Annotated in this window: 14 protein-coding genes; 5 read left to right on the forward strand and 9 right to left on the reverse strand. The window is 63.4% G+C overall.

What is annotated here, in order from left to right; translation table 11 throughout:
• Positions 1 to 70: 70 nt before the first annotated feature.
• Positions 71 to 838 (forward strand): VOC family protein, encoded by a 768-nt coding sequence (locus HNO52_RS10680; RefSeq protein ID WP_197565316.1) that lies wholly within the window; start codon positions 71 to 73, stop codon positions 836 to 838.
• Positions 839 to 1,012: 174 nt separating this feature from the next.
• Here the strand turns inward: HNO52_RS10680 and HNO52_RS10685 are convergent, their stop codons facing one another.
• Positions 1,013 to 1,672, reverse strand: a complete 660-nt coding sequence (locus HNO52_RS10685) for a CoA transferase subunit B (RefSeq protein ID WP_197565317.1) — start codon at positions 1,670 to 1,672, stop codon at positions 1,013 to 1,015.
• Between the two features lie 68 nt (positions 1,673 to 1,740).
• Complete coding sequence (locus HNO52_RS10690; RefSeq protein ID WP_197565318.1) at positions 1,741 to 2,442, reverse strand: CoA transferase subunit A; 702 nt, start codon at positions 2,440 to 2,442, stop codon at positions 1,741 to 1,743.
• A 136-nt stretch (positions 2,443 to 2,578) separates the two neighbouring features.
• On the opposite strand from HNO52_RS10690, the gene HNO52_RS10695 reads away from it, so the two are divergent.
• From HNO52_RS10695 to HNO52_RS10710, 4 genes are all read left to right on the forward strand, one after another.
• Positions 2,579 to 3,472, forward strand: coding sequence for a LysR family transcriptional regulator (locus tag HNO52_RS10695; RefSeq protein ID WP_197565319.1), 894 nt, complete (start codon positions 2,579 to 2,581; stop codon positions 3,470 to 3,472).
• Positions 3,473 to 3,561: 89 nt separating this feature from the next.
• Complete coding sequence (gene yihG / locus HNO52_RS10700) at positions 3,562 to 4,431, forward strand: 1-acylglycerol-3-phosphate O-acyltransferase, YihG family (protein ID WP_197565320.1); 870 nt, start codon at positions 3,562 to 3,564, stop codon at positions 4,429 to 4,431.
• Positions 4,380 to 5,327, forward strand: coding sequence for a LysM peptidoglycan-binding domain-containing protein (locus HNO52_RS10705; RefSeq protein WP_197565321.1), 948 nt, complete (start codon positions 4,380 to 4,382; stop codon positions 5,325 to 5,327). The genes yihG and HNO52_RS10705 overlap by 52 nt, the downstream gene beginning before the upstream one ends.
• 4 nt (positions 5,328 to 5,331) lie before the next feature.
• Positions 5,332 to 5,952: an alpha-ketoglutarate-dependent dioxygenase AlkB family protein gene (locus HNO52_RS10710; RefSeq protein WP_197565322.1), complete on the forward strand. Its 621-nt coding sequence runs from the start codon at positions 5,332 to 5,334 to the stop codon at positions 5,950 to 5,952.
• Between the two features lie 9 nt (positions 5,953 to 5,961).
• Here HNO52_RS10710 and HNO52_RS10715 read toward each other — a convergent pair whose 3' ends face one another.
• From HNO52_RS10715 to HNO52_RS10745, 7 genes are all read right to left on the reverse strand, one after another.
• Positions 5,962 to 7,092: an O-antigen ligase family protein gene (locus HNO52_RS10715; RefSeq protein ID WP_197565323.1), complete on the reverse strand. Its 1,131-nt coding sequence runs from the start codon at positions 7,090 to 7,092 to the stop codon at positions 5,962 to 5,964.
• Positions 7,093 to 7,376: 284 nt separating this feature from the next.
• On the reverse strand, positions 7,377 to 9,227 hold the full coding sequence (gene glmS, locus HNO52_RS10720) for a glutamine--fructose-6-phosphate transaminase (isomerizing) (protein WP_197565324.1): 1,851 nt from the start codon (positions 9,225 to 9,227) through the stop codon (positions 7,377 to 7,379).
• A 133-nt stretch (positions 9,228 to 9,360) separates the two neighbouring features.
• A complete protein-coding gene (locus HNO52_RS10725) occupies positions 9,361 to 11,328 on the reverse strand; it encodes a polysaccharide biosynthesis protein (protein ID WP_197565325.1) in 1,968 nt (655 codons plus the stop codon).
• Between the two features lie 49 nt (positions 11,329 to 11,377).
• Positions 11,378 to 12,559, reverse strand: a complete 1,182-nt coding sequence (locus HNO52_RS10730; protein WP_197565326.1) for a DegT/DnrJ/EryC1/StrS family aminotransferase — start codon at positions 12,557 to 12,559, stop codon at positions 11,378 to 11,380.
• A complete protein-coding gene (locus tag HNO52_RS10735; protein ID WP_197565327.1) occupies positions 12,559 to 13,284 on the reverse strand; it encodes an acetyltransferase in 726 nt (241 codons plus the stop codon). Before HNO52_RS10735 ends, HNO52_RS10730 begins: the two co-directional genes overlap by 1 nt.
• Positions 13,277 to 13,876: a sugar transferase gene (locus tag HNO52_RS10740; RefSeq protein ID WP_197565328.1), complete on the reverse strand. Its 600-nt coding sequence runs from the start codon at positions 13,874 to 13,876 to the stop codon at positions 13,277 to 13,279. Before HNO52_RS10740 ends, HNO52_RS10735 begins: the two co-directional genes overlap by 8 nt.
• Positions 13,873 to 15,123 carry a glycosyltransferase family 4 protein gene (locus HNO52_RS10745; RefSeq protein ID WP_197565329.1) on the reverse strand — a complete coding sequence of 417 codons (1,251 nt, stop codon included), beginning with the start codon at positions 15,121 to 15,123 and terminating at the stop codon, positions 13,873 to 13,875. Before HNO52_RS10745 ends, HNO52_RS10740 begins: the two co-directional genes overlap by 4 nt.
• Between the last annotated feature and the right edge of the window lies 1 nt (position 15,124).

The raw sequence follows: 15,124 nt of genomic DNA on the forward strand, positions 1-15,124 counted from the left end.
AAGCCGTTCCTGACCAGCCCCTATACTGAGGTCTAATGCGCAAGCGCATCTGGACAATAGGAACGGCACGATGCAAAGGGAAGAATTCCTCCAGCAACTCTGGCTCGACTACATTCACCATCATCCGGATGTGGGGATGCTGCGCCTGTGGCCAACCGATGCGCCGGTCGAGTACATGACCCTTCTCACCCTCAATCAGCCTCCCTTCGCTGCCGATGACTTCCTGCCGACGCTGGCTCATCTCGGCTACCGTCCCGTGCATCGCTACGCCATGGCCGACCGTGGCCTGCTGGTATCACTGTTGGCGCCGCCCGACAGTGGCACTTGGCTGGTGCTGGCGGAATTCCAGCTCAGCAGCCTATCGCGCGTGCCGCGTGACGAGCTTGCCGAATTGGTGAGCCGCGCGCATCCCCAGGATACCCGCGGCAAGAACCTGCTGAGCCGGGGCCGCCCCTGGGCCATGCCCAGTTGGGGTATGTATCGAGCGCTGCACGACGCCCACCCCTTGGCAGCCTGGATCGCGGCCATGGGGCCGAGCGTGCATCACGCCGGTTTCGATTGCGAACGCCTCGGCAGCAGTTTCGAAGCCCTCGATGCCGCCTTGTCCGAGGCCGGCCTGGCAGGTACCGAAGACCGCCACCATGGTGTCTTCCCCGTGTCGCCGTTGCTCCAGTATCGCTTCTACCCCACCTGTTCGCGGCGCCTGGCCTTCGCCGAGGGTGACGAGCATCGCATCTGCCTGGGCGGCTTGGCCCTGATCCAGAAGCGCCTGAGCAGCGACCATGAGCGCAGCGTGGAGTTGTTGCTACCCCTTCACACGCGCTGCGAGCTCACCTGAACCAGTGGCTGGTGCGTTATCCACAGAATCTGTGGATAACGCTGTGCAAGACGCTGTGACAAGCCCCCCGCGCCCCAAGAATGACGCGTGTCGCTCAGACTGATCATAAAATCATCACGTAACGAAACGAAAAGCCCGGGCATCTGCCCGGGCCTTTGCGCTACTAATCATGCCTCAGTCGAAGGTCATTTCCGGAACGTGATCGGGCACGATCAACTTACCGGCGGTCTTCTCGACGATCTCCTCGACGCTAACCCCGGGAGCGCGCTCCTTGAGGATGAAGCTGCCGTTCTCGATTTCCAGGTAGGCGAGGTCGGTGAGTACGCGGTTGATGCAGCCGGCTCCGGTCAGCGGTAGCGTGCACTTCTCGAGCAGCTTGGACTCGCCATGCTTGGAAGCATGGGTCATGGTACAGATGATGTTCTCGGCGCCGGCCACCAGGTCCATGGCGCCGCCCATACCCTTGATCAGCTTGCCGGGCACCATCCAGGAGGCGATGTTACCCTCCTGGTCGACCTCGAAGGCGCCTAGCACGGTCAGGTCGACGTGGCCGCCACGGATCATGGCGAAGGATTCCGCCGAATCGAAGATTGCCGCCCCGGGCCTAGCCGTCACGGTCTGCTTGCCGGCATTGATCATATCGGGATCGACTTCTTCCTCGGTGGGGAAGCGCCCCATGCCGAGCAGGCCATTCTCGGACTGCAGCATCACGTCGATGCCTTCCGGGACGTAGTTGGCCACCAGGGTCGGGATGCCAATCCCCAGGTTGACGTAGAAGCCGTCCTTCAATTCTTGCGCCACGCGCTGTGCCATCTGTTCGCGAGTCAGTGCCATCTTGTTTGCCTCTTGTGTTCGGTGGAGAAGCGATACCGGCCGCAGCCGGCTTGGAAGCGGCGGCGGGCTCAGCCCTCGCGCACGGTGCGCTTCTCGATACGCTTCTCGAAGGTGCCCTGGATGATACGGTCGACGTAGATGCCCGGCGTGTGGATCTGGTCGGGGCGCAGCTCGCCGGGTTCGACGATCTCCTCGACCTCCACCACGGTGACCTTGCCGCAGCTGGCAGCCAGCGGATTGAAGTTCTGGGCAGTATCGCGGTACACCACGTTGCCGTAACGATCGGCCTTCCAGCCCTTGACGATGGCGAAGTCGGCGTGGAATGCCTCTTCGAGGATGTAGTGCCGCCCATTGAACTCGCGGACCTCCTTGCCCTCGCCGATCGGCGTGCCGTAACCGGTGGCTGTATAGAAGGCAGGAATGCCCGCCCCGCCGGCACGCATCTTCTCGGCCAAGGTGCCCTGCGGGGTCAGGATCACTTCGATTTCATCGTTGAGCATCTGTTGCTCGAACAGGGCATTTTCACCTACATAGGAAGCATAGAAACGCTTGATCTGCTTGTCTTCCAGCAACACGCCCAAGCCGAAGCCATCGACGCCACAATTGTTGGAGATGACAGTCAGTTCCTTGACACCGCGGCGCTTGACCTCGGCGATCAGGTTCTCGGGAATCCCGCACAGGCCGAAGCCCCCGGCAACCAGTGTCATCCCACTCTCGATGCCTGCCATTGCCTCTTCGTAGGAGTACACTCGCTTGTCGAATCCGGACATCGCAAAGCCTCGTCTTGTTGTGAAATGGAAATACAGAAATAACGGTACATGATCAGTGTTGACCCACCCAATATATTTGTTAAGTTTGTTTTTTTTATCAATTGATATGAATTATTTATAAAATGAGCCGCATACCATGACCGTCAAGCAGCTTCGCGCCTTTCTTGCCGTCGCCCAGACCCTCAGTTTCACTCAAGCCTGCGAGCGGCTGCATCTGTCTCAACCGGCACTAAGCCTTGCCATCAAGGGGCTCGAAGAAACCTTGGGCGGTGCACTGCTGATTCGCAGCACGCGCAGCGTCCGTCTCACACCGGAAGGCGAAGTCCTGGTTCCGCTGGCCAAGCGCTTGTTGGCCGACTGGGACAATACCGAGGAGCTGCTGCGGCAGCGCTTCACGCTGCAGCTCGGCCGCGTGGCTCTGGCTGCCATGCCCTCCATCGCCTGCAACCGATTGCCTCGCGCGCTGAGACGCTTTCGCGAGCGTTTTCCCCGAGTCAACGTGACGGTGCACGACGTGATCAACGAGCAAGTGATCGAAATGGTGCGCCGTCAGCAGGTCGAGCTAGGCATCGCCTTCGAGCCGGAAACCCGAGAAGGCATCGACTTCCTGCCGCTATTCGACGATACCTTCGTTGCCGTGCTGCCCCCCGAGTCGCCCCTCGTCGATGCCGAATCTATCGACTGGAAGGCCCTGCTCAGATACGACTTCATCACCCTGCAGCGCCCCTCCATGGTGCGCATCCTGCTGGAACAGGCGCTGGCGCGCCAACAAACGGAGCTACCGGTAGCGTTCGAAAGTCACCAGCTCGCCACCGTCGGGCGCATGGTGGCAAGTGGCCTGGGCGTCAGCGCCGTACCTTCGCTGTGTCGCGAACAGATGCATGAACTCGGCGCACGTTGCGTACCGCTCTACGATCCACAGATCCGCCGTACCGTAGGCGTGATACTCGGTGCCGGCCAGGAGCTGTCGACTGCCGCGCGGGCGCTGCGCGAGGTGCTGCAGACGACCCTGTGCGAACCGCCTGCGTGAAATGAGGAGCTGGGCAGCCTGAGCCCTATCCATTAGCATGTGCGGCTATCGCCCAAAAGAGCCAAGGCGCAACGATTAAGGAGTCAGGCATGTCGACCCTGAAAGGGCTCGTCAGCGTTCTGCTATTGGTCATAAATACGCTGTTCTGGTCGGTTCCCCTGATCCTGTTGACGGCGATCAAGCTGATTACCCCAACGCGCCGGTTGCGCCTGACCGTGCTCCGCGGCCTGAACGGCGTGGCACTGAACTGGATAGGTTGCAACCTGTGGTGGATGCGCCACTGGTTGAAGCCCCAGATCAACGCAAGCCTGCCCAACGGGCTGACGCCCGAGCAGCGCTGGCTGGTGATCTCCAATCATCGCAGCTGGACCGATATTTTCATGCTGCTCATGGTCCTTCATCGGCGCATACCGATGCCGCGTTTCTTCCTCAAGCAACAGCTCATCTGGATTCCGGTCGTGGGACTTGCCTGGTGGGCACTCGAATACCCCTTCATGCGTCGCTACAGCCGCGAGCAGATCGAACGCAACCCGCAACTCGCGCACGTCGACCGCAAGGAGACCGAGCGCATGTGCGAGCGCGCCCGCGAAATGCCGCTGGCCATTTTCAACTTCGTTGAAGGCACACGATTTACCCCAGCCAAGCGCGACGCGCAAAATAGCCCCTTCCGCCACCTGCTTCGTCCCAAGGCCGGCGGTGTCGCCCAGGTACTGAGCCTGCTCGGCGAGCAGCTCGACGGCATCCTCGATGTCACCCTGCACTATGCAACCCCGAACCCGACCTTCTGGGGCTTCTTGTGCGGACTCGAGGGACCGATAACGCTCGAGGCTCGCCGTCTCGAGGTACCCGGCTGGATGCTCGACAGTCGCTACCATGACGATCCGCACTACAAGGAACGCTTCCACTCATGGCTCAACGCCCTGTGGCAGGAAAAAGACCAGGCACTCGAATCGCGCTGATACTGCTTTGCTTACTCACGCTGCTGTCGCTCGCCGGCTGCGCCTCGCCCGGCGGGGAGGTCCAACGCCGCGTCGATTCCGGCATTGCCGGTAATTGGGTCGTGGTACAGCGTGGCGATACCCTGGGCAACATCGCCGCCCGCGCCGACGTGCCATTGGCCCGGCTGCAGCGTTTCAACCCGGATGCCAATCCCAATCGATTGGCGGTCGGTCAGCGTTTATTGGTACCGACCCAACGCGAGCGCGCGCCCTCCGGCGGTCCCTATCGCTACCAGATACGTCCCGGCGACACCTTCTCTGCCGTCGCACGGCGCTTCAACACCACGCCGTCGCGGATCCAATCGGCCAATCCCGGTGTCGCACCGACACGGTTGCGCGTGGGCCAAATCGTTCAGGTGCCCCTGCGTGGCTCAACCGGGACGGTGGCGGCAACCTCCTCGGGCGGCCGTTCGAGTGGCGGTTCGACCAGTGTCCCCGCACGCGCCGCCGCGCCATCTGCCGCACCCAGTTCGGTGCCGAGTTCGGCACGCAATTGGCCCTGGCCGCTGGAGGACTACCGCATCGTGCGCTCCTATGGCACCGACAGTCATGGCACCCTGCAGCCGATGCTGCTCGCCACCAGTCGCGGCGCCCGGGCCAAGGCGGTAGCCGACGGCGACGTACGCTTCGCCGGCAGCATGCGCCAGCTTGGCCGCGTAATCATCGTGCATCATGCTAACAACCTGCAGAGCGTCTACGCCCTGTGCGACAAGCTGCTGGTGGATGACGGTACGCGAGTTAGCCGCGGCACACCGCTGTGCGAAATCGGCTTCAGTAACGCCACGGAGCGTTTCGACCTTCTGTTTGACATGCGGCTCGGCGGCAAGCCTATCGACCCCCGCCGAGTGCTGCGTTAGCGCCATGCCGACGGAGGCTTGGGAACGGCTGTTAGCAGTGCCGGCACTGTATCGCTACTGCGGCGTGCTGGGCGAGCCCGAGGCCAGCGAGGCCCTGGCCAGGCTGAACGCGGAGCTGGATTGGCAGCGCCCCAGTCTGCGTCTGTATGGGCGCGAGCATCCTATTCCCCGCCATCAGGTGTGGATGGGCGAGCCCGAAGCACGTTATCGCTACTCGGGACGTGACTTTCAGCCGCAGGCCTGGCACCCGGCTGTCACCGCCATACGCGAGCGCATATACCGCCTGCTGTCGTCTCGAGGTATCGAAACCGGCTTCAATAGCGTCCTGCTCAACCGCTATGCCGACGGCCATGAGCGCATGGGCTGGCACAGCGACGACGAGCCCGAACTCGGCGTGGATCCCGTTATTGCCGCCGTTACGCTGGGCAGCGAAAGGCCGTTGCGGTTTCGCTGGAAACACGGAGTTGGCGAGGCTTTCAACGTCTGGCTACCACATGACAGCCTGCTCCTGATGGGATTCGGCTGCCAATCGAGCCTGCAGCACGCCCTGCTGCCAAGACGCATTCCCGGGCTCCGTATCAGCCTCACATTTCGCCGTGTCCTGTCGCATGCCGAGCGTCACTGAGACGCAGGATCAGCGCGCCTGACGATAGAGACCCCATAGCGTCGTGATCAGCAACCCGTAGACCAGCCCGCCGACAGGGTACGCAAGAAAGCTGTAAGTCAAGCCGAAGTCGATGAAAGCGACCGGCACCAAGGTACCCGCCACCGCCAGGGCCCGCTGTTCGCCTGAACCTGAACCGACACCGCGAGCGAACAGCCACAGCGGAGCGAAATAGAGTGCCAGCAGGGCCAGCAGCCCCGGCAGCCCCCGCTTGACCCATGCATCGAGAATGTCGTTGTGAGCGTGCCAGAAACGTCCCAGTGCTGGGTCCTGCTCTCCCTCCGCACCGCGCTCACGCATGGCAGCCTGATAACCGCTGCTACCCCAGCCCAGCAGCGGGCGCTCCAGTATCAGTTGTGAAGAGCCTCGCCACATTTCCAGCCTGGCACTGACCGAGGTCATCTCGTCATCGCCCGCCACATACTGGCGAACGCTGTTGATCGCATTGTCGACTCGCGTCGCCACGCCGGTTTGCGGCATCGCATACAGGCTGCCCAGCAGTGCCATCAATGCCGCCACCAATGACACCCGCCAGCCCAACGACAGACGACGACCGTGCCCCCGATAGAGCACCCAGATGGCCAGCGGCAAACCGATCCAGCCCCCGCGCGAACCGGACAACGCCGAAGTGAGCAGGCCAGCCAGCCCACCGGCTATCAAGAGAAGCGACCACGACCAGCGATCGCGACGGGCAAAGGACCAACTCAAGCCAGCGAAGCACAGCAATCCCATCAGCAGCCCCAGGTTGCCGAACAGGATGGCGTGCAGCGGCTCGTGACCGTTGGCACGCGCGGTACCCTCGACCACGCGCTGCCACAGGGCCCAGGCGCTTGCCGCCAAACTGCCCAAGGCCAAGCCCGCCCACAGCCAGGTGGCAGGAACCCTGGCTCTGGCGAAAGCCATCAGTCCGACCGCGACGAGCGCGAAGGGCCAGGCGACGGCCAGGCCAGCGGTGCCTTCACCGTGCACCAGGAGCATGCCGACCCAGATCAGGCCTTGCAGCACCATTGCGGCAACGAGCAACAGGTCCTCGCGTCGCGGAAACGCGTCGATCTGCCCCTCCTCACCAAGCCAGGCTGCCGCCAGCAACAGCAGTGGCACGAGGACGAGGACTCCCCACGGCAGCGCCAGCATCGACGCCCCCAAGGTAAGTATGGCCAGAGCTGACAACCAGGCCTGGCACTGCTCTTTAACACTACACGACATGGCTCTGGGGAGCGGCCGACAGGAATTTTCTTCGATCATGGCAATGGCTCATCCGTTGATACGTTGCCGTCAACGACGCTCGGAGGAACTGCCCTCCTGGCTCCCCTGGCGCCGTACTGGAAAATGACCTCTCATAGAATAGTGAAGTCGACACCCACCCGAACGGTTCCCAAACTCCTTCACTCGACGGTGACGGACTTGGCCAGATTGCGCGGTTGGTCGACATCGGTTTCGCGCGCTACCGCCACATGGTAGGCCAGCAGCTGCAACGGCAAGGAGTAGACGATAGGTGCCAGGAAGCGGCAGCAGCCGGGCACCCTGACGACCCTCATGCCCTCCTCCTGCTCCAGCCTGCTTTCGGGATCGGCAAAGACCACCAGCTGACCGCCACGCGCCCGCACCTCCTGCAGGTTGGACTTGAGCTTGTCGATCAGTTCGTCCATCGGCGCCAACGCCACTACTGGCATGTTGCCATCGATCAGCGCCAGCGGGCCATGCTTCAACTCTCCGGCGGGATAAGCCTCGGCATGAATGTAAGAGATCTCCTTGAGTTTGAGCGCCCCTTCCAGGGCAATCGGCATCTGGGCACCGCGGCCCAGGAACAGGGTATGGCGGTAGTCGACGAAGCGCTGGGCCAGCTCGGCGATTTCGGCATCGAGCTGCAGCGTGTCGCCCAGCAAGGTCGGCAGGTAGCGCAGACGATGCACCAGCCTGGCCGTCAGGCCCTGGTCGCCGCCACGCAGTTGACGCAGTGCCAGGGCCACCAGCATCAGCGAGGTCAACTGGGTAGTGAAGGCCTTGGTCGAAGCCACGCCTATCTCGGGGCCGGCATGGGTCATCAGGCTGAGGTCGGACTCGCGCACCAGCGAGCTGCCCGGCACGTTGCAGATCGATAGCGTACCGGCGTAATTCTCGCCCTGACGTTTGCGTGCATGACGCAGGGCGGCCAGGGTATCGGCCGTTTCGCCCGACTGCGACAGGGTCAGCAGCAGCGTACCCGGGGGGGCCACCACGTCGCGGTACCGGTACTCCGAAGCGATCTCCACCTGGCACGGTACGCCGGCCAGTGCTTCGATCCAGTAGCGCGCCACCATGCCGGCATGATAGCTGGTGCCGCAGGCGACGAGATGGATCTGACGGGTCTTGCCGAGGAGCTGGCGGGCCTGAGGACCGAAAGCCTCGATCAGCACCTGATCGCTGCCCAACCGCCCCTCCAGGGCGTTGGCCACGGCCACCGGCTGCTCATGAATCTCCTTGAGCATGTAGTGGTCGAACTCACCCTTGCCGACCGCCTGATCGTCATGTTCGTAGCGCAGTACTTCGCGTACCACGGGGACGCGCTGCCTCTCGAGGTCGAGCCCATATACGGCGCAGCCTTCGCGCGTCGCTTCCACCAGGTCGCCATCTTCGAGATAGACGAAGCGATCGGTCACCGTCAGCAACGCCAGCGGGTCGGAGCCCAGATAGCAGCCATTTTCGCCGACTCCCACCACGAGCGGACTGCCATGGCGCGCGCCCACCACGCGATCGGGTCTGTCGGCATCGATCACGCCCAGGGCATAGGCCCCTTCGAGCCGCGCTACCACCATCTCGACCGCCTTCAGCAAATCACCATGACCTTGCAATGCATGCTCGATCAGATGCGCCACAACCTCGGTGTCGGTCTGGGAAGTAAATACATAACCATGCGTGGTTAGCTCGGCTTTGAGCTCATGGTGATTCTCGATGATACCGTTGTGTACGACGGCAATACGCCCCGACACGTGAGGATGGGCGTTGTCCTGGCTGGGTTCGCCATGGGTAGCCCAGCGAGTGTGGGCCACCCCGGTCATGCCCGTCAGCGATGAAGACGACAACAGCTGCTCCAGCGCCGCCACCTTGCCCACTTCCCGGGCACGACCCAGCTTGCCAGGAGCCTCCACCAGGGCGACGCCGGCTGAGTCATAGCCCCGGTATTCCAGGCGCCTGAGACCTTCCATCAAGATAGGCAGGACATTGTCTGTACCCACTGCAGCTACGATGCCACACATGTTCTCTTCTCCATGAACGGTGCCACGACCTCGTGCCGCGTGCACTAGGGCAATGAATTCTCGGTGCGATATGCCGGCTGCGACGAGACCGGCTGGCAGCCATCCCGAGTCGACAGATTTTCACAAGGTGCGCCTACCTGTGCCGCTCCAGCACCGGCCGCAACGGCGTCACGGTCATCTTCGGGCCCACCACCTGGGCTTCGCGACGGCGCTTTTCCAGCCATACCAGGTCGACGATCTCACCCTCCGGCCGGTAGGCCGTCGGGGCCTCCAGCAACAGGCTACGAATACCGTCGTGATGAAAGTTGCGGCACGCCTCGAACAGCCGGTCAAGGTAGCCCTCGAGACGCGGCCATTCCCAGAAGACCTCCTGGGCCGTCATGATGCGCGGGTGCGAGGTGGCTGCGACGTCATTGCCCACCAACAGCTCCTCGTAGAGCTTCTCTCCCGGACGCAGGCCGCTGAAGGCGATGGCGATATCGCCATCGGGACTATACTCGTCGCGCACCTTCAGCCCCGATAACCGCACCATCTGGCGCGCCAGGTCGGCGATACGTACCGGCTCGCCCATGTCGAGCACGAAGACGTCGCCACCGCGTGCCATCGCACCGGCCTGTATCACCAACTGGGCCGCCTCGGGAATGGTCATGAAGAAACGCGTGATGTCCGGGTGGGTGACGGTAATCGGACCGCCCGCCTGGATCTGTTCACGAAACAGCGGCACCACCGAGCCGCTGGAACCCAGCACATTGCCGAAGCGCACCATACAGAAGCGGGTGGCATCCTGATGCTTGGCAAACGCCTGGCAGATGAGCTCGGCCAGGCGTTTAGTGGTACCCATCACGTTGGTCGGTCGTACCGCCTTATCGGTGGAAACCAGCACGAAGGTCGGGACCCCAGCCTCCATCGCCGCCCGGGCGGCGGAGAGCGTGCCGAAGACGTTGTTCTGCACCCCCTCGACCACGTTGTGCTCGACCATCGGCACATGCTTGTAAGCGGCCGCATGGTAGACGGTTTGCACTTGGTAGGCCTTCATCACCGCAGTCAGCCGCTTGCGATGCTGCACCGACCCCAGTAGCGCTTCGATGCTTACCTCGAGCCCTTCAGCCTTGGCGATGCGGCGCAGCTCCTGCTCGATGCGGTAGAGGGAATATTCGGAGATATCGAGCAGCAGCAGCCTCTTGGGACCGTGACGCAGGAGCTGACGACAGAGTTCGGAACCGATGGATCCTCCCGCCCCGGTCACCAGCACCTCCTTGTCGCGAATGTTGGCGTCCATCAGAGTGGGATTGGGCGGCACCGGATCGCGCCCGAGCAGGTCCTCGACCGCCACGTCACGGACCTCGCTGATCCTGGCCCGCCCGGTCACCATGTCGGCCACGCCGGGAATCGTCTGGACCGGAAAGCCCTGGGGCTCGAGCTCGGCGAGAATCTCGCGGCGGCGCTCGCGACTCACGCTGGGCATCGCCAGCAGCACCCGTTCGGCACCGTAAGTGTCGGACAGGTACCCCAGTTGGCGTGGCGGGTAGACCTTGAGCCCCTCGATATAGGTGTTCTGCAGGCTCACGGTGTCGTCGACGAAGGCGATCGGCAGATACTCTTGGCCATGGCTGAGCGACACGGCTAATTGCCGCCCTGCAGAACCGGCACCGTAGATCACCACGCGCGGCTTATGGCGAATCTGGCTGCGCAGATAAATGGCGCGCAGTCCGAAGCGCACCCCACCGATGGTCAGCAGCGCCAGCATGGCGTAGATGAAGGGCACGCTGCGGGGAATGCCGAGGGCGAAGAGGTAGCTTGCCAGTGGCAGCGACAGCGCCGACACCACTACCCCGATCACCACGGCGCGGATCGCCTTGGGTCCCAGGTAGCGGATCACCGCACGATAGAAGCCAAGCCTCACATAGATCGCGAGACTCAGCGGGATCATGATCAACAGCGCCATCCATGTGCGCACTTCCACCAATGGCGCCCAGTCCTCCAGGCGCAGCAGCATGGCCAGCAGAAAGCTCGCGGCGATCAGCACGCAATCGACCACAAGTTGAATGGTGCGCTTCTGCCGTCTGGGCAGGCGGAACAGGGATTGCAGTAGATTTCGCATATCGTCTCTCCATGACCGCGAGCGCCGAGGCGCCCGCCTCACTCCGGCATCAGGCGCAGGCCTGCTCCATGATCTCCTCGAGCACCGCGCAGGTCCGCGCGATCTCGTCCTCGGTCAGCGTCGGATGACAAAGGAACATCAGACTGGTCTCGCCCAGTTCATGGGCGACGGGGAGCGGTCGTTCTGGCCGCCAGCCGGTGCCCTCGAACGCTTTTTCCCGATACACCTCCGAACAGGAACCCGAAAAGCACGGCACTCCGGCGGAATTGACCTCGGCCATAATGCGATCGCGATCCCAGCCCGGCGCCAGCCGATCGGGTTCGACGAAGACGTAACACTTGTAGGCAGCGTGATCGCAGTGAGGCGGTACCTCGGGCACACGCAGGCCAGGGCTCCTGGCCGCCGCCTGCCAGATGCGCCGTGCATTGGCCTGCCGTGCGGGTTTCCATTGCGCCATGCGGTCCAGCTGGATACGACCGATGGCGGCCTGCATCTCGGTGAGTCGCCAGTTGGTGCCGAAACTTTCGTGCAGCCAGCGGAAGCCGGGTGGATGCTTGCGCCGATACACCGCCTCCCAGCTCTTGCCGTGGTCCTTGAAGGCCCACATGCGTTGCCATAGGTCGCTATCGCTAGTGGTGACCATGCCGCCCTCGCCGCCGGTAGTCATGATCTTGTCCTGACAGAACGACCAGCAGCCGACATGCCCGATGCTGCCTACGCTGCGCCCGCGGTAACGCGCCCCATGGGCCTGGGCACAGTCCTCGATCACATAGAGCCCATGTCGCTCGGCCAGGGCCATGAGTTCATCCATCTCGCAGGGCCAGCCGGCCAGGTGCACGGCAACGATTGCCCGGGTGCGTGGCGTGATCTTCTCGGCCACGCTCGTCGCGGTGACGTTCTGCGAATCACGATCGACATCGGCGAATACCGGCCTGCCGCCGGAGGTGACGATGCTCGAGACCGATGCCAGGAAGGTGCGCGACGTGACGATCACTTCGTCGGCCGGGTCCTCGCCGATGCCGAGCCCGCGCAGGGCGAGGTCGAGCGCAACGGTACCATTGGCCACGGCAATGGCATATTCGCTGCCGGCGAAGTGGGCGAACTCACGCTCGAACTGGCGGCATTCTTCGCCGGTCCAGTAGTTGACCCGGTTGGAAAGCAGCACGCGGCTCGCCGCATCCGCCTCTTCGCGGGTGTAGCAAGGCCAAGGGGAAAAGGGTCCGTTGAGCATCACGATCTTCCTTGTGGAGAAAGCAGGTCGAAACGCAGCACGTTCGAGGCACCGGGAGGAATTTCATCGTCATCGTCATCGTCTACGTCATTCGATGGCAATAGCGGGCGGGCCGGCACACCCGCCACGACGAGATGGCCTGCGACTTCGGAGACTACCGCTGCTCCGGCACCGACCATCACGCCTTCACCGATGGCCACACCCTGACGCACCACCGCACCGGCGCCGATCCAACTGGTGCGGCCTATCTCGACGTCGCCTGCCACGTTGGCGCCTGGAGCCACGTGCACGCAGGCACCCAGGCGACAATCGTGATCCACGGTAGCGGCGGAATTGACAATGCTGCCCATGCCGAGTTCGGCAAAGGCATTGATAATCGCCCCCGCCATGACCACGCTGCCCGGTCCGAGACTCGCCATCGGGCTGACCGTGGCACGTGGATGCACCAGCGAGACGACCCTGGCGCCATGTGCCAGTAAGGCATCCAGTTTGGCTTCGCGGATGGCGTTGTGCCCAATGGCCACTACCACGCCTTCGAAACTGGACAGGTCGTGCAGCAGCATCGGCAAGGTGCCTTGCACTTCCCAGTGCTCATGACGGGTCTTCTCCGGCCAGGCATCGTCATAGAAGACCAGGTCCTGCCAACCGGCGTGAATGGCGATGTCAGCGACCACCTTGCCATGGCCGCTGGCTCCGAGGATGGCGAGACGACGACGATTACTCATGATGATGACCTCCGCGGAACCTCGGCATGGCGACATCCCCGTCGTGGGCGATGCCTTCTCGAACCAATACTTTCTTCATCGTGAGCAGCAGGATGCGCAGATCCAGCCACAGCGAGCGGTGGTCGACGTACCACACGTCGAGTTCGAACTTCTGCTCCCAGGAGAGCGAGTTGCGGCCATTGACCTGAGCCCAGCCGGTCACACCCGGGCGCACTTCGTGGCGCCGGGCCTGGCGTGGCGTATAGAGCGGCAGATACTCCATCAATAGCGGACGCGGTCCGACCAGGCTCATATCGCCCTTGAGCACGTTCCAGAGTTCCGGCAGCTCATCGAGGCTGGCAGCGCGCAGCCGTTGCCCCAGGGGTGTCAGGCGTGCCGCATCGGGGAGCGGCTTGCCGTCGCGGTCGACGGCGTCGCGCATGGTGCGGAACTTGATCATCTCGAAGGCGCGGCCGTGTCGCCCTGGACGGGTCTGGCGGAACAGCACCGGCGAGCCAAGTCTCAGCCGCACCAGCAATGCCACCGTGATCATCAACGGCAAGAGCAGCGCAAGCGCTACCAGGGAGACCACGATATCGAACAGTCGCTTCATTGCTTCTCATCCATGACGTCGTTCATGATGCCGGCCAGGCGCTCGGCCAGGATCCGGTAGTCGTAGACGGCTTCCATATGGGTCCGCCCAGCCTGTCCCATGCGTGCGCGCTCCTCGGGCGACAGCGCCACCAGCCGCTTGATCGCCTCGGCCAGGGCCAGCGGGTCCTCGGGCGGGACCGTGATACCGGCCCCGGCCTCGGCAACCGGATCATTGATCGCCGCCGAGGCAATGATCACGGGGCGCGCAGCGGCCATGTAATCGAACAATTTGTTCATGCTGATACCGAAGCGATAGAGCTGCGGCAGGTCGCGTACCGTGATCACGAAGGCATCGGCCTCGCGGGCCAGCGCCGGAATCTCGCGCTTGGGCACCGGCGGTTCGAAGCGCAGCCAGCGTCCATCCAGCCCCAACCTACTGGCCTGCCCCATCAGCTCATTCTTGGCCGGTCCGTCGCCGATCAGGCGCAGCTGCACCGGTACCTTGCCATCGACGCTGTCCGCCTTGACGATCGCCATGGCCTCCAGCAGGTCGGAGAGCCCGTTGGCTTCGCCGTGGCTGCCGAAGTACATCAATGAAAGCGGCATCTCGGGTGGCCGCGGCGCGGGCGGACTCGGTGCGGGAAACTCGGCAAGATCGACCCCGTTGGAGAGCCACACCACACGCTCCTCGGGTACGCCCAGCGGAGCGATATAGTCCACCGCCCGTGGCAGCAGAGTGAGCACGCGGCGGGCACGGCGATAGAGGAAGGTTTCCAGCCTGCGTAGCACCCGAGTCACCGCCGCCCCCTCCCGTAGCCGGCCCATGTCGATCAGGGTCTGGGGCCAAAGGTCGCGTACCTCGAAGACGAACGGTACCCGGTGGCGACGCGCCAGCCACCAACCGGCAAGGGCGGCGAAGGGATGCACGCTCGAGCCGATGATCAAGTCGGGCCGCTCTAGCCCCGCCAGGTGCGCCGGCCTTATCGACTGCCAGGCGTACTCCAGCATGTTCTTCATGCGCCCACCGCCGTTGCCCCGGTAGCTGGAGGTGCGCAGCCACAGGAAACGCACGTCGCCGCAGGTCTCCAGCCGCCAGGACTCGTCCGGCGCGAGCCGCTGCTCACCGCTGGGATGATCGACGCTGGAGGCAATTAAGGTTGCGCTCCAGCCATGTGCCGGCAGGTGCCGGGCGAGCTGATAGTGACGAGCCCCGCCAGCCGCATCCGGGTGCTTGGCATAGTGGTTCAGGATCCAGACGTGTTTCATG

Source organism: Halomonas sp. MCCC 1A13316 (assembly GCF_014931605.1).
GTDB lineage: Bacteria > Pseudomonadota > Gammaproteobacteria > Pseudomonadales > Halomonadaceae > Halomonas.